Origin of the sequence: Candidatus Sulfotelmatobacter sp., from assembly GCA_035498555.1 — a bacterium.
Taxonomy (GTDB): domain Bacteria; phylum Eisenbacteria; class RBG-16-71-46; order RBG-16-71-46; family RBG-16-71-46; genus DATKAB01.
Genome location: DATKAB010000074.1, coordinates 1 through 15270, shown reverse-complemented (window position 1 = coordinate 15270; position 15270 = coordinate 1). Strand labels below are relative to the sequence as shown.

Here is a 15270-nt window from a genome sequence, read left to right as displayed (position 1 = left end):
CGGTGGTGGTGCCGATCGAGGAAGCGCCGGCCACGCTCTCGCCGCAGGCGCGGCGCGAGGTCGACGAGGTGCTCGCCCACTATCCCAACCCGCGCTCGGCGATTCTGCCGGTGCTGTGGATCCTGCAGCGCGAGCACGGCTGGATCTCGCCGGCTCGGCTGCGGCTGGCGGCGAGCCTCGTCGAGCTGCCCGAGCCCGAGGTGTTCGGGATCGCCACCTTCTACACCATGTTCAACCTGAAGCCGATCGGACGTCATCACCTCCAGGTGTGCATGACGCTCTCCTGCTCGCTGATGGGCTCCGACCGTCTGTTCCGGCATCTGCAGAGCAAGCTCGGAATCGGTCACGGCGAGACCACCGCCGACGGCCGGTTCACGCTGCGTCGCGTCGAGTGCCTGGCGGCCTGTGGGGGCGCGCCGTGCATGCAGGTCAACTTCGACTACCACGAGAATCTCGACGAGGCGAAGTGCGACGCGTTGCTGGAGAAGCTCAAATGAGCGACGAGCGCGGGCCCTTCCTGTTCAAGGACATCGACACGCCGGGGCTCACCGGCATCGACGTCTACCGGAAGGGCGGCGGCTATCGGGCGCTCGCCGAGATGCTCGGCCGGCGACCCGCCGACGAGTGCATCGAGGTGGTGAAGGCCTCGGGATTGCGCGGCCGCGGCGGGGCGGGATTCCCGGCCGGCCTCAAGTGGAGCTTCGTGCCCAAGGCCTCGCCCAAGCCCCGCTATCTGGTCTGCAACGCCGACGAGAGCGAGCCCGGCACTTTCAAAGATCGCGAGCTGATGGAGAAGAACCCTCACCTTCTACTCGAAGGGGTGGCGCTGGCCGGGTACGCGATCGGCGCCCACGTCGGCTACATCTATCTGCGCGGCGAGTTCGACTACATCCAGGTGATCCTCGATCGCGCGATCGCCGAGGCGCGCTCGGCCGGCCTGCTCGGCGCGAACGTCGCCGGCAGCGGCTACGCGTTCGACATCCACACCCATCTTGGCGCCGGCGCCTACATCTGCGGCGAGGAGACCGCGCTGCTCTCGTCGCTGGAAGGCTATCGCGGCCAGCCCCGTCTTAAGCCGCCGTTCCCGGCGGTCGAGGGGCTCTACGCCTGCCCGACGGTCGTGAACAACGTCGAGACCCTGATGAACGTGCCCGCCATCCTGATCAACGGCGCGAAGTGGTTCCGGCAGTGGGGCACCGAGAAGAGCCCCGGCACCAAGATCCTCAGCGTCTCGGGGCCGGTGAAGCGCCCCGGCAACTACGAGATCCCGCTCGGGATTCCACTGCGCCAATTGATCGACGACTACTGTGGCGGCATGCGCGAGGGCTTCCGCGTCAAGGCCGTGATCCCGGGCGGCTCGTCGGTGCCGCCGCTTCCCGCCAGCAAGCTCGACACGGCGCTCGATTACGAATCGCTCAACGCCGAAGGCACCTTTCTCGGCTCGGGCGGCGTGATCGTGATCGACGAGCAGACCTGCCTGGTGGACTCGCTCTGGAACATCATCCGTTTCTACGAGCACGAGTCGTGCGGCAAGTGCACGCCGTGCCGCGAAGGCACCTACTGGATGACCGAGATCCTCGAGCGCGTCGAGCACGGTCAGGGCCGCGCCGGCGATCTCGATCTGCTCGAGGACCTCGCCGACAACATTCTCGGCAAGTCGTTCTGCGCGCTCGGCGACGCGGCCGCGATGCCGGTGCAGGGGTTCCTCAAGCATTTCCGCGACGAGTTCCAGCACCACATCACGCACCAGCGCTGCCGCGCGAATCGGCGGCGCGCCGAGATCGAAGCGCGCTTCGGCGAGCGGGTGCACGCGTGAGCGCGACGGTTCGCGTCACCATCGACGGCCGCGTGATCGACGTGCCCGCCGGCACGTTGGTGACCGACGCCGCGCGGATGGCCGAGGTGCACGTCCCGATCTTCTGCTCGCACCAGAAGCTTCCGCCGCTGGGCGCCTGCCGCATCTGCGTGGTGGAAGTGGGAACGCCGAAACTCGGTCCCGATCGCAAGCCGGTGATCGGCGCCGATGGACGGCCCGAGGTCGCGTGGATGCCCAAGGTCCAGACCGGCTGCACCACCCCGGTGTCCGACGGCATGGAGGTCAGGACCGCCTCGCCGACCGCCGTCAAGGCGCGCAAGGGCGTGATGGAGTTCCTGCTCGTCAATCATCCGCTCGATTGCCCGGTGTGCGACGAGGGCGGCGAGTGCCAGTTGCAGGACCTGGCCTTCGCATTCGGCGCCGACTTCTCGCGCATGGACGAGGCCAAGCGCACCTTCGAGTCCGAAGACCTCGGCCCGGTGGTGAAGAAGGAGGCCAATCGCTGCATCGTCTGCATGCGCTGCGTGCGGTACTGCGACGAGGTGATGGGCGACGACGCCCTGACCGCGCATCAGCGGGGCGTGTGGACCGAGATCAGCTCGTTCAACCGCCAGCCGCTCGAGTGCGAACAGTGCGGAAATTGCGTCGAGGTCTGCCCGGTCGGTGCGCTGACCGCGCTGCCCTACCGGTTCAAGGCGCGTCCCTGGGATCTGCGCCAGCACATCAGCGTGTGCCCGTGGTGCTCGAACGGCTGCTCGGTGCGGCTGGGCGTGCGCGGCACCGAGATCCTGCGCGCGCGCGGAACCGAGTTCCGCGGCATCAATCAAGAGTACCTGTGCGTCCGCGGCCGCTTCGGCTACGAATTCGTGAACTCCGCCGAGCGGCTGAGCTCGCCGTTGCTTCGCGAGGGTCAGAATCTCGAACCGGCCGGGTTTGCCGAGAGCGTGGCCTGGACGGCGGCCCGGCTCCAGGCGATCGCGGCCACGCACGGGCCGGGCAGCATTGCCTTCCTGGGCGGCGAGAAGCTGAACCTGGAGGAGCAGTACCTGTTCCAGAAGCTGGCGCGCGCCGTGATCGGCACGCCGCACGTCGACGCGCGCACGCGATTGAGCGCCCGCGTACCGGCGGCCGCCGTGCTGCGCGCGACCGGCGGCGGAAGGCCCACGCTCTCGTTCGACGAGCTGATCGGCTGTCGCGAGGTGCTCGTCCTGGGCGAAGACCTGCAGGGCGAGTCGCCCTTCGCTCAGGCGCAGCTGATCCGCGGCCAGCATCAGCGCGGACTCCATCTCACCGTGGCGCATCCGCGGCGCGTGAAGCTCGCGCGCCCCAAGTTCCGCGGCGTGCACCTCGCGTACCGGCCGGGCTCCGAGCTGGCCTTGCTGAACGCGCTCACGCGCGCGGTGCTGGAGGCCGGCGCGCCGGCCGACGCGCCGCCCGAGGTGGCGGCCGCGCTGGCGGCGCTGGGCAAATCGCTGGGCGCGACGTCGCGCGAGAAGCTGGCCGAGCCGACCGGGCTCGCCTGGGAGGCTCTCGCGGCGGCGGCGAAGCGCCTGCGGGAGACGAGCGAGCAAGCGATCCTGTTCGGGCGCGGAGTGATGGAGCATCCCCATGCCGATGCGCTGCTCCAGGCGATCGAGAACCTCGGCTGGGCGAGCGGCGCGTTGTCGGCGGAGCGATCGCGAGTGCTCTACCTCGGACCGCAGAACAACAGCCAGGGGGCGCTCGACATGGGTCTCGCGCCCGACGTGCTGCCCGGATACGTGGCGCCCGAATCGGCGGCGGCGCGCAAGCCTTTCGAGCAGCAGTGGGGAGGGCCGCTCGAGCTTCCGGCCGGCCTGTCGGCCGCGGGGATCCTCCGCGCCGCGGCCGAAGGCCAGATCCGCGCGCTGTGGATCGCCAGCGATCACCTGCTGCGGAGCGCGCCCGATCGCGCGCTGGTCGAGCTGGCCTTGAAGCGCTGCGAGCTGGTGATCGTGAACGAGATGTTCCTGACCGAAACCGCGGCCGCCGCCCACGTCGTGTTCCCGGTCAGCTCGTTCGCGGAGAAGGAAGGTGTTGTGGTGAACGCCGAGCGACGGCTCCAACGTTCGGCCCGAGCGCTTTCGCCGAAGCTTGGCACGCGCGCCGACTGGGAGGTGTTCCAGGCGGTCGCGCAGGGACTGGGCGCCAGGTGGAGCTATCGCACCGCCGAGGACGTTTTCCGCGAAATCGGTCGCCTCGTCCCGGGCTACGAACGCATGAGCTGGGCGACGCTCCTGCCGCTCGGCCCGCAATGGCGCTTCGATTCGCGGCCTCCGCTGGCCGCGGTCGTGACGATGCCTCGGGAGGCGGCGCCGCAGGCCGCGGGGAATGGCGCGCTCCAGCTGCTGTCCGGCGGCACGCTCTTCCTGCAGGGCAGCCTGAGCCACCACACGGCGTTGTTGCCGAAGCTCGCGAAGTCTCCGCGCGCCGCGCTCAATCCGGGCGACGCCTCGCGTCTGGGTGTCGAACACGGCGCCGAGATCGAGCTGGCGGGACCGTCCGGCCGCGTTCGTCTGGCCGCGGCGCTCGACGATTCGGTCCCCGCCGGGAGCGTCTTCCTGCCCTACGCGTTTCCGGGCATCGAGATCAACCGACTGGGTGTCACGGGTGACGGCGCCGTTCAGGTCGCGGTGACGCGCGCCGGCGCGGCGCAGAGAGCATGAGCGCGATGGCCGCCCTGTTCCAGAACCCCGACCTCCAGTACGCGCTCTGGGCGTTCGTCAAGATCTTCATCATCCTGAACGGCATGCTCGGCATCGTGTCCTACCTGATTTACGTCGAGCGCAAGGTGGCCGGCCACATGCAGGCGCGCGTCGGGCCCAATCGCGTCGGCCCGCTCGGGCTGCTCCAGCCGATCGCCGACGTCGGCAAGTTGTTCCTCAAGGAAGAATTCATCCCCGCCGAGGCGAACAAGGTCATCTTCCACCTCGCGCCGATCATCGCGGTGGTGCCGGCGCTGGTGACCTTCTCGGTCATTCCGTTCGGTCCGGCGCCGTTCTTCGTCACCGACGTGAACGTTGGGCTGCTGGTGTTCCTCGCCATGTCGAGCCTCGGCGTCTATGCCATCACGCTGGGCGGCTGGTCTTCGAACAACAAGTACGCCCTGCTCGGCGGGCTTCGCTCCTCCGCGCAGATGGTGTCCTACGAGCTGGCGATGGGGCTTTCGACGATCGGCGTGCTGCTGATCGCCAATTCGCTGTCGCTCGGGGCGATCGTGGCCCAGCAGTCGAAGTTCTGGCACCTCGGTCCCCTCGCGATTCCGTCGTGGAACCTGTTCTTCCAGCCGGTGGCGTTCGTGGTGTTCATGATCACCGCTCTGGCCGAGACCAATCGCGCGCCCTTCGACCTGCCCGAGGCCGAGGCCGAGCTGGTGGCCGGATTCCACACCGAGTACTCGAGCATGAAGTTCGGACTCTTCTTCCTCGGCGAGTTCATGAACGTCATCTCGATCTCGTGCATCGCGGTCACCCTGTTCCTGGGTGGCTGGAACGGGCCGGGACCGGCGTCGCTCGGCATCCTCTGGTTCATGCTCAAGCTGTTCGTGCTGCTGTTCTTCTTCATCTGGATACGCTGGACCTATCCCCGGCTCCGCTACGACCAGCTCATGAACCTCGGCTGGAAAGTGCTGTTGCCGATCGCGCTCGCCAACGTCCTGGTCACCGCGCTGCTGGTCTTCTGGGGGATCCTGCCGTGATCCAGGCGTTGTTCGTCGCACTGAGCGCGATCGCGGTCGTGTCGAGCCTGCTCGTGATCCTGCACCGAAATCCCGTGACCAGCGCGCTGTTCCTGGTGGTGTCGTTCTGCTCGCTCGCCGGCATCTATCTGCTCCAGCACGCCGAATTCCTGTTCGCGGTGCAGATCATCGTCTACGCCGGCGCGATCATGGTGCTCTTCCTGTTCGTGATCATGTATCTGAATCTCAAGAGCGACGTCGAGACCGGGGTGCAGATCGCGGTTCGCCGCGGCATCGGCTGGCTGGTGGGCGCGGTGCTGGCCGCCGAAGGCCTGTGGCTGATGGCGCGTCACTGGGCGCCGGGCCCCACTTCGCTCCAGCCCGCGGCCGACACCGACAACACCCGCGCGGTCGGCCAGCTGCTCTATACCCGCTACCTGTTTCCGTTCGAGATCACCTCGCTGATCCTGCTCGCCGCGATGGTGGGCGTGATCGTCATGGCGCGCGGCCGCGGCCACGCCTCGCGCGGAGAGGAGCGATGATTCCACTCAGTTGGCCGCTCGCGCTGAGCGCCGCCCTGTTCGTGATCGGCGCCGTCGGTGTGCTGGTGCGGCGCAACGCGCTCGTGATCTTCATGTCGGTCGAGCTGATGCTCAATGCCGGCAACCTGGCCTTCGTCTCGTTCGCGCGACAGATGAACTCGCTCGACGGCCAGATCTTCGTGTTCTTCGTGATGACGGTTGCGGCCGCGGAAGTCGCGGTGGGTCTCGCCATCATCGTGAACCTCTTCCGCCTGCGCGAGACGGTGTTCGTGGACGAAGTCAACCTGCTCAAGGGATAGAGCCGCTTGCACCTGCCATTGCTGTGGATCATTCCGGCGCTGCCGCTCGCGGCGGTCGCGCTGAGCCTGCTGCTCGGCGACCGGCTCGGGAAGCGGGGGGTGACGGTGCTGGCGTGCGGGAGCGTGCTGCTCGCCTTTCTCGCCGCGCTGCGCGCGGTGCTGCAGCTCGCCGGGCTTCCGGCCGAAGACCGCGTCCTCCACGAGCTGGCCTACACCTGGATGCGGGTCGGCGACTTCTCGGCCGACGTCGGCTTCCAGCTCGACCCACTCTCCGGGGTCATGGTGCTGGTCGTCACCGGAGTGGGCTTCCTGATCCACGTCTACTCCACCGGCTACATGAGCCACGATCCCTCGTACCGCCGGTTCTTCCTCTATCTCAACCTGTTCATGTTCGCCATGCTCACGCTGGTACTGGCGGACAACTTCCTGCTCATGTTCGTGGGCTGGGAAGGCGTCGGACTCTGCTCCTATCTGCTGATCGGATTCTGGTACGAACGGCCTTCGGCGGCCGCGGCGGGGAAGAAGGCGTTCATTGTCAATCGCGTCGGTGATTTCGGATTCCTGCTCGGCATGTTCTACCTGTTCTCGGGTGGCGGGAGTCTCAACTTCGAGCGGCTGTTCGCGGTGGCGCCGCACGTGTTCGCCGCCGGCTCGTTCGCGATCACCACCGCCACGCTGCTCCTGTTCCTCGGCGCCACCGGCAAGAGCGCCCAGATTCCGCTGTTCACCTGGCTCCCAGACGCGATGGAAGGTCCGACCCCGGTCTCCGCCCTGATCCATGCCGCCACCATGGTGACGGCGGGTGTCTACATGGTGGCCCGCTGCCACGTGCTCTACGGCCTGGCCCCGACCTCGCTCGAGACCGTGGCGGTGATCGGCGCCGCCACCGCGTTGTTCGCGGCCACCATCGGCATCGCTCAAAACGACATCAAGCGCGTGCTGGCGTATTCGACGGTCAGTCAGCTCGGCTACATGTTCTTCGCGCTCGGCGTCGGCGGCTTCACCGCCGGCATCTTTCATCTCATGACGCACGCGTTCTTCAAGGCGCTGCTGTTCCTGGGCGCGGGCTCGGTCATTCACGCGCTCTCCGACGAACAGGACCTGCGGCGCATGGGCGGGCTGGCGAGCCGGTTGCCGTGGACGCACGGTGTGATGCTGGTGGCGACGCTCGCGATCGCCGGCATTCCGCCGTTCGCGGGCTTCTTCAGCAAGGATGAGATCCTGCACGATGCGTTCGCGTCCGGGCACTACGGCGTGTGGCTGGTGGGTCTGGTCGGCGCGGCCCTGACCGCCTTCTACATGTTCCGTCTCTACATCCTGGCGTTCCGTGGCCCCTCGCGTCTCACCCACGAGGCCGAGCATCACCTCCACGAGTCGCCGCCCGCGATGATCGCTCCGCTGGTGGTGCTGGCGGTGCTCTCGGTGGTTGGCGGCTGGGTCGGCCTGCCGTTTCAGAGGGGCGGGCATCTCTTCGCGCGCTGGCTCGCGCCGGTGTTCGAGGCCGGCGGGGGTCACGAGGCGTTCGAGACTTCGCCTGCGACCGAGGGCGTGCTCATGCTGCTCTCCGTCGGCGTCGCCGCGCTGGGGATCGCGTTCGCCTTCCGCGCCTACCTCCAGAAGCCCGAGGTGGCGACCCGGCTGCGCGAACGCTACGCGGGGCTCTATCAGCTGCTCTCCCACAAGTACTGGGTGGACGAGTTCTACGACGCCACCGTGGTGCGTTCCGTGCGCGGCCTCGCCGATGCCTGCTGGAAGTTCTGGGACGTGAAGATCGTGGACGGCCTGGTGAACGGGGTCGGCTACACGCTCGAAGGGATGTCGGCGATCCTGCGGCTCTTCCAAACCGGATTCGTCGGCACCTACGCGTTGTTCTTCGCGCTCGGCGTCGCCGCGGTCATCCTGCACATGCTGAGGCACTGATCGATGGAATTCCCCTGGCTCTCCTGGCTGATCTTCTTCCCGCTCGCGAGCGGCGCGCTGATCGTGCTCATGCCCGAGACCGCCACGCGCGCGATCAAGCGCTGGGCGATGGTGGTGTCGCTCGCCGAATTCCTGTTCTCGCTGCCGCTGTGGTGGCGCTTCCAGCCTCAGGCCACCGGCTGGCAGTTCCCGGAGACCCACCGGTGGCTGCCGGCGCTGGGCGCCGAGTACGCGCTGGGCGTGGACGGCATCAGCCTGCTGCTGGTGCTGCTGACCACCTTGATCACGTTCGTCGCGGTGCTGGGTTCGTGGACCGCCGTGGAGAACCGGGTACGGGAGTTCTATGCGTTGCTGCTGGCGCTCGAGACCGGGATGCTCGGAACCTTCCTGGCCCGGGATCTCCTGCTGTTCTACGTTTTCTGGGAAGCGATGCTGGTGCCCATGTACCTGCTGATCGGCGTGTGGGGAGGGGCGCGCCGCCGCTACGCGGCCATCAAGTTCTTCCTCTACACCATGGCCGGCAGCGTGCTCATGCTGGTGGCGATCCTGTGGCTCTACTTCTACCAGCGTGGCATCACGGGCGTGCCGACCTTCTCGCTCGACGCCTTCTACGCGATCGCGATTCCGGCGCCGATGCAGATGGCTCTGTTCCTGGCGTTCGCGGTCGCGTTCGCGATCAAGGTGCCGATGTTTCCCTTTCATACCTGGCTTCCGGACGCCCACGTCGAGGCCCCGACCGCCGGCTCGGTGATCCTGGCGGCGGTGCTGCTCAAGATGGGCACCTACGGGTTCATCCGCTTCGCGATCCCGCTGTTCCCGGTGGCCTCGGAGCGCTTCGCGCCGTGGATCGTGGCGCTCGCGATCATCGGCATCGTCTATGGCGCGCTGGTGGCGATGGTGCAGCCCGATCTCAAGAAGCTGGTGGCGTATTCATCGGTGAGCCATCTCGGCTTCTGCATGCTGGGGATGTACGCGATGAATCCCCAGGGCCTGGCCGGCTCGATGATGCAGATGCTCAATCACGGCATCTCGACCGGCGCGCTGTTCCTGCTGGTGGGCGTGGTCTACGAACGGCGGCACACCCGGCTGATCTCGGATTTCGGCGGCCTGTGGAAGCCCCTGCCCGTGTTCGCGACCGTATTCCTGATCGTGATGCTCTCCTCGATCGGACTTCCCGGGCTCAACGGGTTCGTGGGTGAGTTCCTGGTGCTGATCGGGGCATTCCGCACCCAGCATGCGTGGGCGATCTGGGCGGCAAGCGGCGTGATCCTCTCGGCGGTCTACATGCTGTGGATGTTCCAGCGCGTGATCTTCGGTCCCGTCACTCACTCCGAGAACGAGAAGCTGTCGGATCTCACCCTGCGCGAGAAGCTGGTGTTCGCGCCGCTGCTGGTGCTGATCCTGTGGATGGGCGTGATGCCGCAGCCGTTTCTGGATCGCATGCAGCCCGCGCTCGACCGGACGCTGGAGCTTGCCCGCCAGCGCACGGCGATGACCGAGAAGCTGATCAGCGGGACGATGCCCGCGGCGCCCAGGCCGGCTGGAGGCGCGCAGGGCGTCTCGACCCTGGTCGAGGTCCAGCCCTGATGCCGGCGGCGCTCATCCGTTCCGACTACCTGGCGCTCGGCGCTGTGATCGGCCTGAGTGTGGGCGCGATGCTGCTGCTGCTGCTCGAGTTCCTGCCCGCGCGCCGCGGCAGCAGCCGAAGCGCGTGGATCGCGCTGCTCACGCTCATCGGATCGGCGGCGGCGGTGTGGCCGGTGCGCAACGTTCATCGCTCGCTGTTCGGCGGCATGTTCCTGCACGACGGCTTCACCGTCTTCTTCACGCTGCTGTTCTGCGCGGTCGCGGCGCTCAGCGTGTTGCTCTCGTGGGACTACGCGAAGCGCACGCGCCTGCAGCAGGCCGAGTACTACTCGCTGATGCTGCTCTCGACCCTGGGCATGATCGTAATGGCGGCCTCCAACGACCTGATCACGATCTTCCTCGGACTCGAGCTGATGTCGATCGCGCTCTATGTGCTGGTGGGCTTCCGGCACGACCAGCTCGAGTCGAACGAGGCCGCGCTCAAGTACTTTCTGCTCGGCGCCTTTGCGAGCGGCTTCCTGCTCTACGGCATCGCGCTCCTCTACGGTGCCACCGGGACCACCCAGCTCGCCCGTATGGCGGAATTCCTGTCCGACACGCCGCTGGCCTCCAACCCGCTGCTGATCCTCGGCGGACTCATGGTGCTGGTTGGGTTCGGGTTCAAGATCGCGGCAGCGCCCTTCCACATGTGGACGCCGGACGCCTACGAAGGGGCGCCGACTTCGATCACGGCTTTCATGTCGGCCGGGGCCAAGGCTGCCGGTTTCGCCGCGCTGCTGCGACTCGCGCTTACCGTCCTGCCGGGAATCACCGCGGACTGGCACGGACTGCTGGCGGCGATCGCCGTGCTCACCATGACGGTGGGCAACGTCACCGCGCTGCTCCAGACCAATCTCAAGCGCATGCTCGCCTACTCGAGCATCGCTCACGCCGGCTACCTGCTGGTGGCGGTGGTCGCGGGAGGGACGGACGGGGCGGCTGCCGCGCTCTTCTACCTGGCGGTCTACTCGGCGATGAACCTCGGCGCGTTCGGCGTGCTGACGCGCCTCGGACGCGACCAGGAGGAGCGCGTCCTGATCTCGGACCTGGCAGGGCTCGGTTTCCGCCAACCTGCGATTGGACTGGCGATGACCTTCTTCATGTTGTCGCTCGGCGGCATTCCGCCCACCGCCGGATTCATGGGCAAGGTCTACGTGTTCAGTGCCGCGGTCAACACCGGCCATGTCCCGCTGGTGGTCATCGGCGTGCTCAACAGCGTGGTGTCGGTGTTCTACTACCTGCGCGTCACGGTGGCGATGTACATGCAGGAGCCGAGCGGCGAACCCACCCCGATCTCCTGGGCGCCTCCCGCCGCGCTCGCCGTGGTGCTGACGCTCGGGCTCACGCTGTGGTGGGGAATCTCGGCCCAGAATCTGCTGGTCGCCGCCGCCGAGAGCGTCCGCGGCATGTTCTGAGCGGCGCCGCGCGGCTCGAGCCCGACGACTAGCTCGGGTGATCGAGCGCGTCGAGCGAATCGCGCGCCGCCGACACGGACGGGTCGAGCTCGAGCGCGTCATGGAACGCCTCGCGCGCCTTTCCTCGGTCGCCGAGCCGATTCCAGGCGCTGCCCATCCGCAACATCATCTCTGCCGACGGGAGCTGAACCGCCGCCTCCTGCCGGTACTGGCCGATCGCCTCGCGCCATCGCCCGGCGTCCATGGCCAGGTCGCCGAGCCGCTCGTGCGCGTGCGGGATCATCGGGTCCGCAGCCAGCGCCGCGTGAAGATGGCGCGCCGCGTCCTCCCTGCGTCCATCCATGAGCGCGATGCTGGCCAGGAAATTGTTCGTGCCGGCGTTCGCGCTCGACAACTCCGCCGCGCGCTCGAATTCCATGCGCACCCGCTCGCGCTTGACCGGGTCGGAGGCACAGGCCTGCCCCAGCGCCCGCAGTCCCTCTCGTCCCGCTCGCAGCTCGTGGAAGGCGAGCGGCGCCAGTCGTTCGAGCGGCCCGGCGCGGCGCGTGTACATCACCGTGGCGTCGTCCACGAATACCAGCGCCCAGGTCGAATCCGAATCGAGCGTGTCCATCAGGCGGAAGCCGCTCACTTCCTTCCGGCCCAGCAGGATCCAGTCGAAGCGGTACTTGCCATCGAGGCGGGCCCAGGCTCGAGGGTCCTCCTGCGCGAGCACGTAGAGCAATCGATCCTCGCGCGTCCCGGCCTGGTGGATGTCGATGAAGGGAAGCCGCGTCGAGTCGGGCCAGAAGCGGTAGAGCAGGTAGCCGCCGAGGTCGAACGAGTTGAAGCTGCGGCCGCGGACGTCGTGTTTCGCGATGTAGTCGCAGGCGGCCACCGGATAGTTGTGCCAGAGGATGCCCACGCCGAGCGCGGCGTCGGGTGCCGCGACCTGCGGGTACAGCAATGCCATCGCGACCGCCCCCACCGCCGTGGCGCGCAGCGCTGGGAGCGCGCTCCAGAGCGGCCAGCGCCGCGTCGCGAGCCAGTCGTCGAGGTCGCGTGAGAGATAGGGCACTACGGCGATCGCCAGGAAGCCCAGGAAGCGAAGACTGCTCGCCGCCATTGCCCCGAAGCTCAACACCATCAGCAGCTCGACGCGATCCAGGCCGCGCCGCCGCCAGCGCCACAGAAACAACAGGGGCGTGGCGGCCGCGACCAGCGGCAGCCCGTTCCAGAAGTTCTCGATCCAGCGCGGAGGTTGAAGCTCGCCGATGCCGAGGAAGATCGGCTCGTGTCGCCAGACGAAGAAATATTCGAACGGCTGCGCGAGCGCCCGCCACCCCCAGGGGTTGAGCAGCATCGCCAGCAGCGACGCAAGTCCGATCAACGGCAGATCGCGCGACGGGGTGGCCGGAGAGGCCACTCCCGGCGCGCCACCCCCGAGCGCATCGTTGAGCGCGTGGATGCCGAGGACCACGAAGAACAGGAAGTAGGAGATGTGGCAGTTCGCCCAGAGCAGGGCGAGCGGGACCAGCGCCCAGGCGCGATCCCTTCCGCCGTGGCGGCGCGTCTCGAGGATCCAGATCTCGAGCGCCAGCAGCACCACCGCCAGCGTCTCGGGACGAATCTGCGAGCGCAGGCGGTAGAGCGCCGCGCCGAACAGGACCACGACCAGCGGCGCGAAGCCTCGCGCGCCCATCCGCCGCGCGGTGAGCCAGGCAATGGCGAAGGCGGCGAGCGTGGTGATCCAGCGCCAGCCGAACAATCCCCAAACGCCGGCGAGCTTCCACAGCGGCCAGATGAGTGCCCGGAACCCCCACGACGCGTTGACATCGGGTGCGCCATGGGTTGGCCAGGTCCAGAGCTCGGTGGTCGGCACGCGATGCAGGGTCCAGATCGCCCTGCCGACCAGCAGGTGCTGCCAGAAGTCGGTCTCGGTCAGATACGTGGTGACCGAAGCGATCACCATCGCCGCAGCGACCGCGATCCCGGCGATGAACGCCGGATGTGTCAGCGGAAGCGGGGGCACCGCCGGGGATGGCGATTCGGGGGCGCGGCGCGGCTTCCGGGAGTCGCCCGCTGTCCGGCGCCGGCCTCGATCCGCGCGCGCCTCGCCGGCGCTCACGCGGGCCGGTTCTCCGGCCAGCGCAGGATCATCGCGCTCGCCCGCTCGCCGCGTTCGAGACGCTCCGCCCACTCAGGAATCTCGAGCAGAGCGTGAGCGCGCGCCTGCGGCGTGAGATGTCCCGAGACCTGCTCTCCCGCCGGCGTCGCCCACCAGTCGCCCAGCCGGCGCGTGAGCTCGACGCGCACGAAGTCGGTGCGGCCCGCTCGCGACTCGATCTCCACCGCCGCGCGGGCCTCGAGCCTCGGACGATCCAGGGTCGTGAAACCTTGAAGCTTTCGGAGCGCCGGACGCACCAGCACCTCGAATACGCACGCGACCGAAGCGGGATTCCCCGGCAATCCGAAGAACAATCTCTCGCCGACGCGGCCGAACGCCTGCGGGCGGCCCGGCTTCATCGCCACGCGCCACAGGGCGATGCCGCCCAGCGAGTCGAGGCTGAGCTTCACCGGGTCGAAGTCTCCGGCCGACACCCCGCCGATCGTGAGGACGAGGTCGGCTGTGTCGAACGCCTCGCGCACGGCCGCCGCGACCTCTTGCGGGCGATCGCTCGTCCGGCGCGCTCGAGCCACCTCGCAGCCGGCCTCGGCGAGGAGCGCCGCGAGCATGGGCAGGTTGCTGTCGCGGATCGCTCCGGGACGCAGTGGAGCGCCCGGATCGAGCAGCTCGTCGCCGGTCGAGATCACCGCCGCGCGTGGTCGGCGCGCCACCGCCACGCGAGTCACCCCGAGCGCGACCAGCAGCGCCAGATCATGAGGCGAGATCTCGCGCCCGGATTCGAGCGCGACGTCGCCAGCGGCGAGGTCGCGCCCCGCGTCACGGACGTTCTGACCGGGGAGCACGCTCTCGCGGGCGCGCACGCGTTCTCCGGCGATTCCCGCCGCCAGCTCGGCCTGCTCGTAGGGCACCACCGCGTCCGCTCCGATCGGCAGCATGGCGCCGGTCATGATGCGCGCCGCCGTGCCGGACTCGAGCGGATGCAAGGGCGCGTGTCCCGCGGGCACGGTTTCACCGAGTGCCAGCCACCGGGCGGCCTCGGCCGAGCGCACCGCGAAGCCGTCCATCGAGCTGTTCCGGAACGGCGGGAGCGCATGAGCCGCCACCACCGGTTTCGTCAGCGCACGTCCCACCGCGTCGAGCACGGGAATCTCGAGCTCGCCGACGGGGATGGCCGCCGCGAGCACGCGCTTGCGCGCGGCGTCGACGCTCAAGAACTCAGGCGCGACGGCGGTAGACGCCACTTCGTCCTCCGCGCTTTTCCCACAGCGCGAACTCGCCCATCACCATGCCGCGGTCCACCGCCTTGAGCATGTCGTAAAGCGTGAGCGCCGCGATCATCGCGGCCGAGAGCGCTTCGAGTTCGACGCCGGTCCGGCCTCGCGAGCGCACGCGCGACTCGATCCCGACCGAGGCAGTGGCGTCGTCGAAGGAGAACGCGATCTCGACGCTGTCGAGCGACAACGGGTGCGCGAGCGGGATCAGCTCACCGGTGCGCTTCGCCGCCATCACCCCGGCGATATGGGCCGTGGCCAGGACGTTGCCCTTCGGCGTGCGCCCGGAGCGCAGGAGGGCGAGGGTGTCGCGGTGCATGAACACGCGGCCGCGGGCGATGGCGGTGCGAAGGGTGGCGCGCTTTTGGCTTACGTCGACCATGCGAATGCGTCCGGCTGCGTCGAGGTGGGAAAGAGCCCGGCCCAAGGATCATGCTCCGAAGATTGGTGATGGTGCAGGACGTGCAGGGACTGACCCTGCATGTCGCCAGCGGGTCGCTTCTCGCCCCCATTCTGCCCCAACCCATCCTGTTGCCACCACCGCACTAGCGGGATCGGCTGGCGCTGGGTCCGCTCGGGA

12 protein-coding genes are annotated in these 15270 nt (G+C 68.3%); 9 read left to right on the top strand and 3 right to left on the bottom strand.

Features of this window, described 5'->3' with window-relative positions; translation table 11 throughout:
• The first annotated feature begins 2 nt into the window (after positions 1–2).
• The 9 genes from nuoE to VMJ70_06465 are packed head-to-tail and all read left to right on the top strand — an operon-like array spanning position 3 to position 11312.
• Positions 3–497 (top strand): NADH-quinone oxidoreductase subunit NuoE, encoded by a 495-nt coding sequence (gene nuoE / locus VMJ70_06505; GenBank protein HTO90767.1) that lies wholly within the window; start codon positions 3–5, stop codon positions 495–497.
• On the top strand, positions 494–1816 hold the full coding sequence (nuoF, locus tag VMJ70_06500) for an NADH-quinone oxidoreductase subunit NuoF (GenBank protein ID HTO90766.1): 1323 nt from the start codon (positions 494–496) through the stop codon (positions 1814–1816). Before nuoE ends, nuoF begins: the two co-directional genes overlap by 4 nt.
• Positions 1813–4500, top strand: coding sequence for an NADH-quinone oxidoreductase subunit NuoG (gene nuoG / locus VMJ70_06495; protein ID HTO90765.1), 2688 nt, complete (start codon positions 1813–1815; stop codon positions 4498–4500). The genes nuoF and nuoG overlap by 4 nt, the downstream gene beginning before the upstream one ends.
• The gene (gene nuoH, locus VMJ70_06490) at positions 4497–5531 is read left to right on the top strand and encodes an NADH-quinone oxidoreductase subunit NuoH (GenBank protein ID HTO90764.1); all 1035 of its coding nucleotides are present in this window, start codon (positions 4497–4499) and stop codon (positions 5529–5531) included. The genes nuoG and nuoH overlap by 4 nt, the downstream gene beginning before the upstream one ends.
• Positions 5528–6052: an NADH-quinone oxidoreductase subunit J gene (locus VMJ70_06485; GenBank protein ID HTO90763.1), complete on the top strand. Its 525-nt coding sequence runs from the start codon at positions 5528–5530 to the stop codon at positions 6050–6052. The genes nuoH and VMJ70_06485 overlap by 4 nt, the downstream gene beginning before the upstream one ends.
• Positions 6049–6351, top strand: a complete 303-nt coding sequence (nuoK, locus tag VMJ70_06480) for an NADH-quinone oxidoreductase subunit NuoK (protein ID HTO90762.1) — start codon at positions 6049–6051, stop codon at positions 6349–6351. The genes VMJ70_06485 and nuoK overlap by 4 nt, the downstream gene beginning before the upstream one ends.
• Before the next feature lie 6 nt (positions 6352–6357).
• Positions 6358–8271 carry an NADH-quinone oxidoreductase subunit L gene (nuoL, locus tag VMJ70_06475; protein HTO90761.1) on the top strand — a complete coding sequence of 638 codons (1914 nt, stop codon included), beginning with the start codon at positions 6358–6360 and terminating at the stop codon, positions 8269–8271.
• A 3-nt stretch (positions 8272–8274) separates the two neighbouring features.
• Positions 8275–9858, top strand: coding sequence for an NADH-quinone oxidoreductase subunit M (locus tag VMJ70_06470; GenBank protein ID HTO90760.1), 1584 nt, complete (start codon positions 8275–8277; stop codon positions 9856–9858).
• On the top strand, positions 9858–11312 hold the full coding sequence (locus VMJ70_06465; protein HTO90759.1) for an NADH-quinone oxidoreductase subunit N: 1455 nt from the start codon (positions 9858–9860) through the stop codon (positions 11310–11312). Before VMJ70_06470 ends, VMJ70_06465 begins: the two co-directional genes overlap by 1 nt.
• A gap of 28 nt (positions 11313–11340) precedes the next feature.
• Here VMJ70_06465 and VMJ70_06460 read toward each other — a convergent pair whose 3' ends face one another.
• The 3 genes from VMJ70_06460 to moaC form a co-directional block, all read right to left on the bottom strand.
• A complete protein-coding gene (locus VMJ70_06460) occupies positions 11341–13323 on the bottom strand; it encodes a tetratricopeptide repeat protein (protein HTO90758.1) in 1983 nt (660 codons plus the stop codon).
• Between the two features lie 92 nt (positions 13324–13415).
• The gene (gene glp / locus VMJ70_06455) at positions 13416–14660 is read right to left on the bottom strand and encodes a gephyrin-like molybdotransferase Glp (GenBank protein HTO90757.1); all 1245 of its coding nucleotides are present in this window, start codon (positions 14658–14660) and stop codon (positions 13416–13418) included.
• Positions 14635–15072: a cyclic pyranopterin monophosphate synthase MoaC gene (gene moaC / locus VMJ70_06450; GenBank protein ID HTO90756.1), complete on the bottom strand. Its 438-nt coding sequence runs from the start codon at positions 15070–15072 to the stop codon at positions 14635–14637. Before moaC ends, glp begins: the two co-directional genes overlap by 26 nt.
• Positions 15073–15270 lie beyond the last annotated feature (198 nt).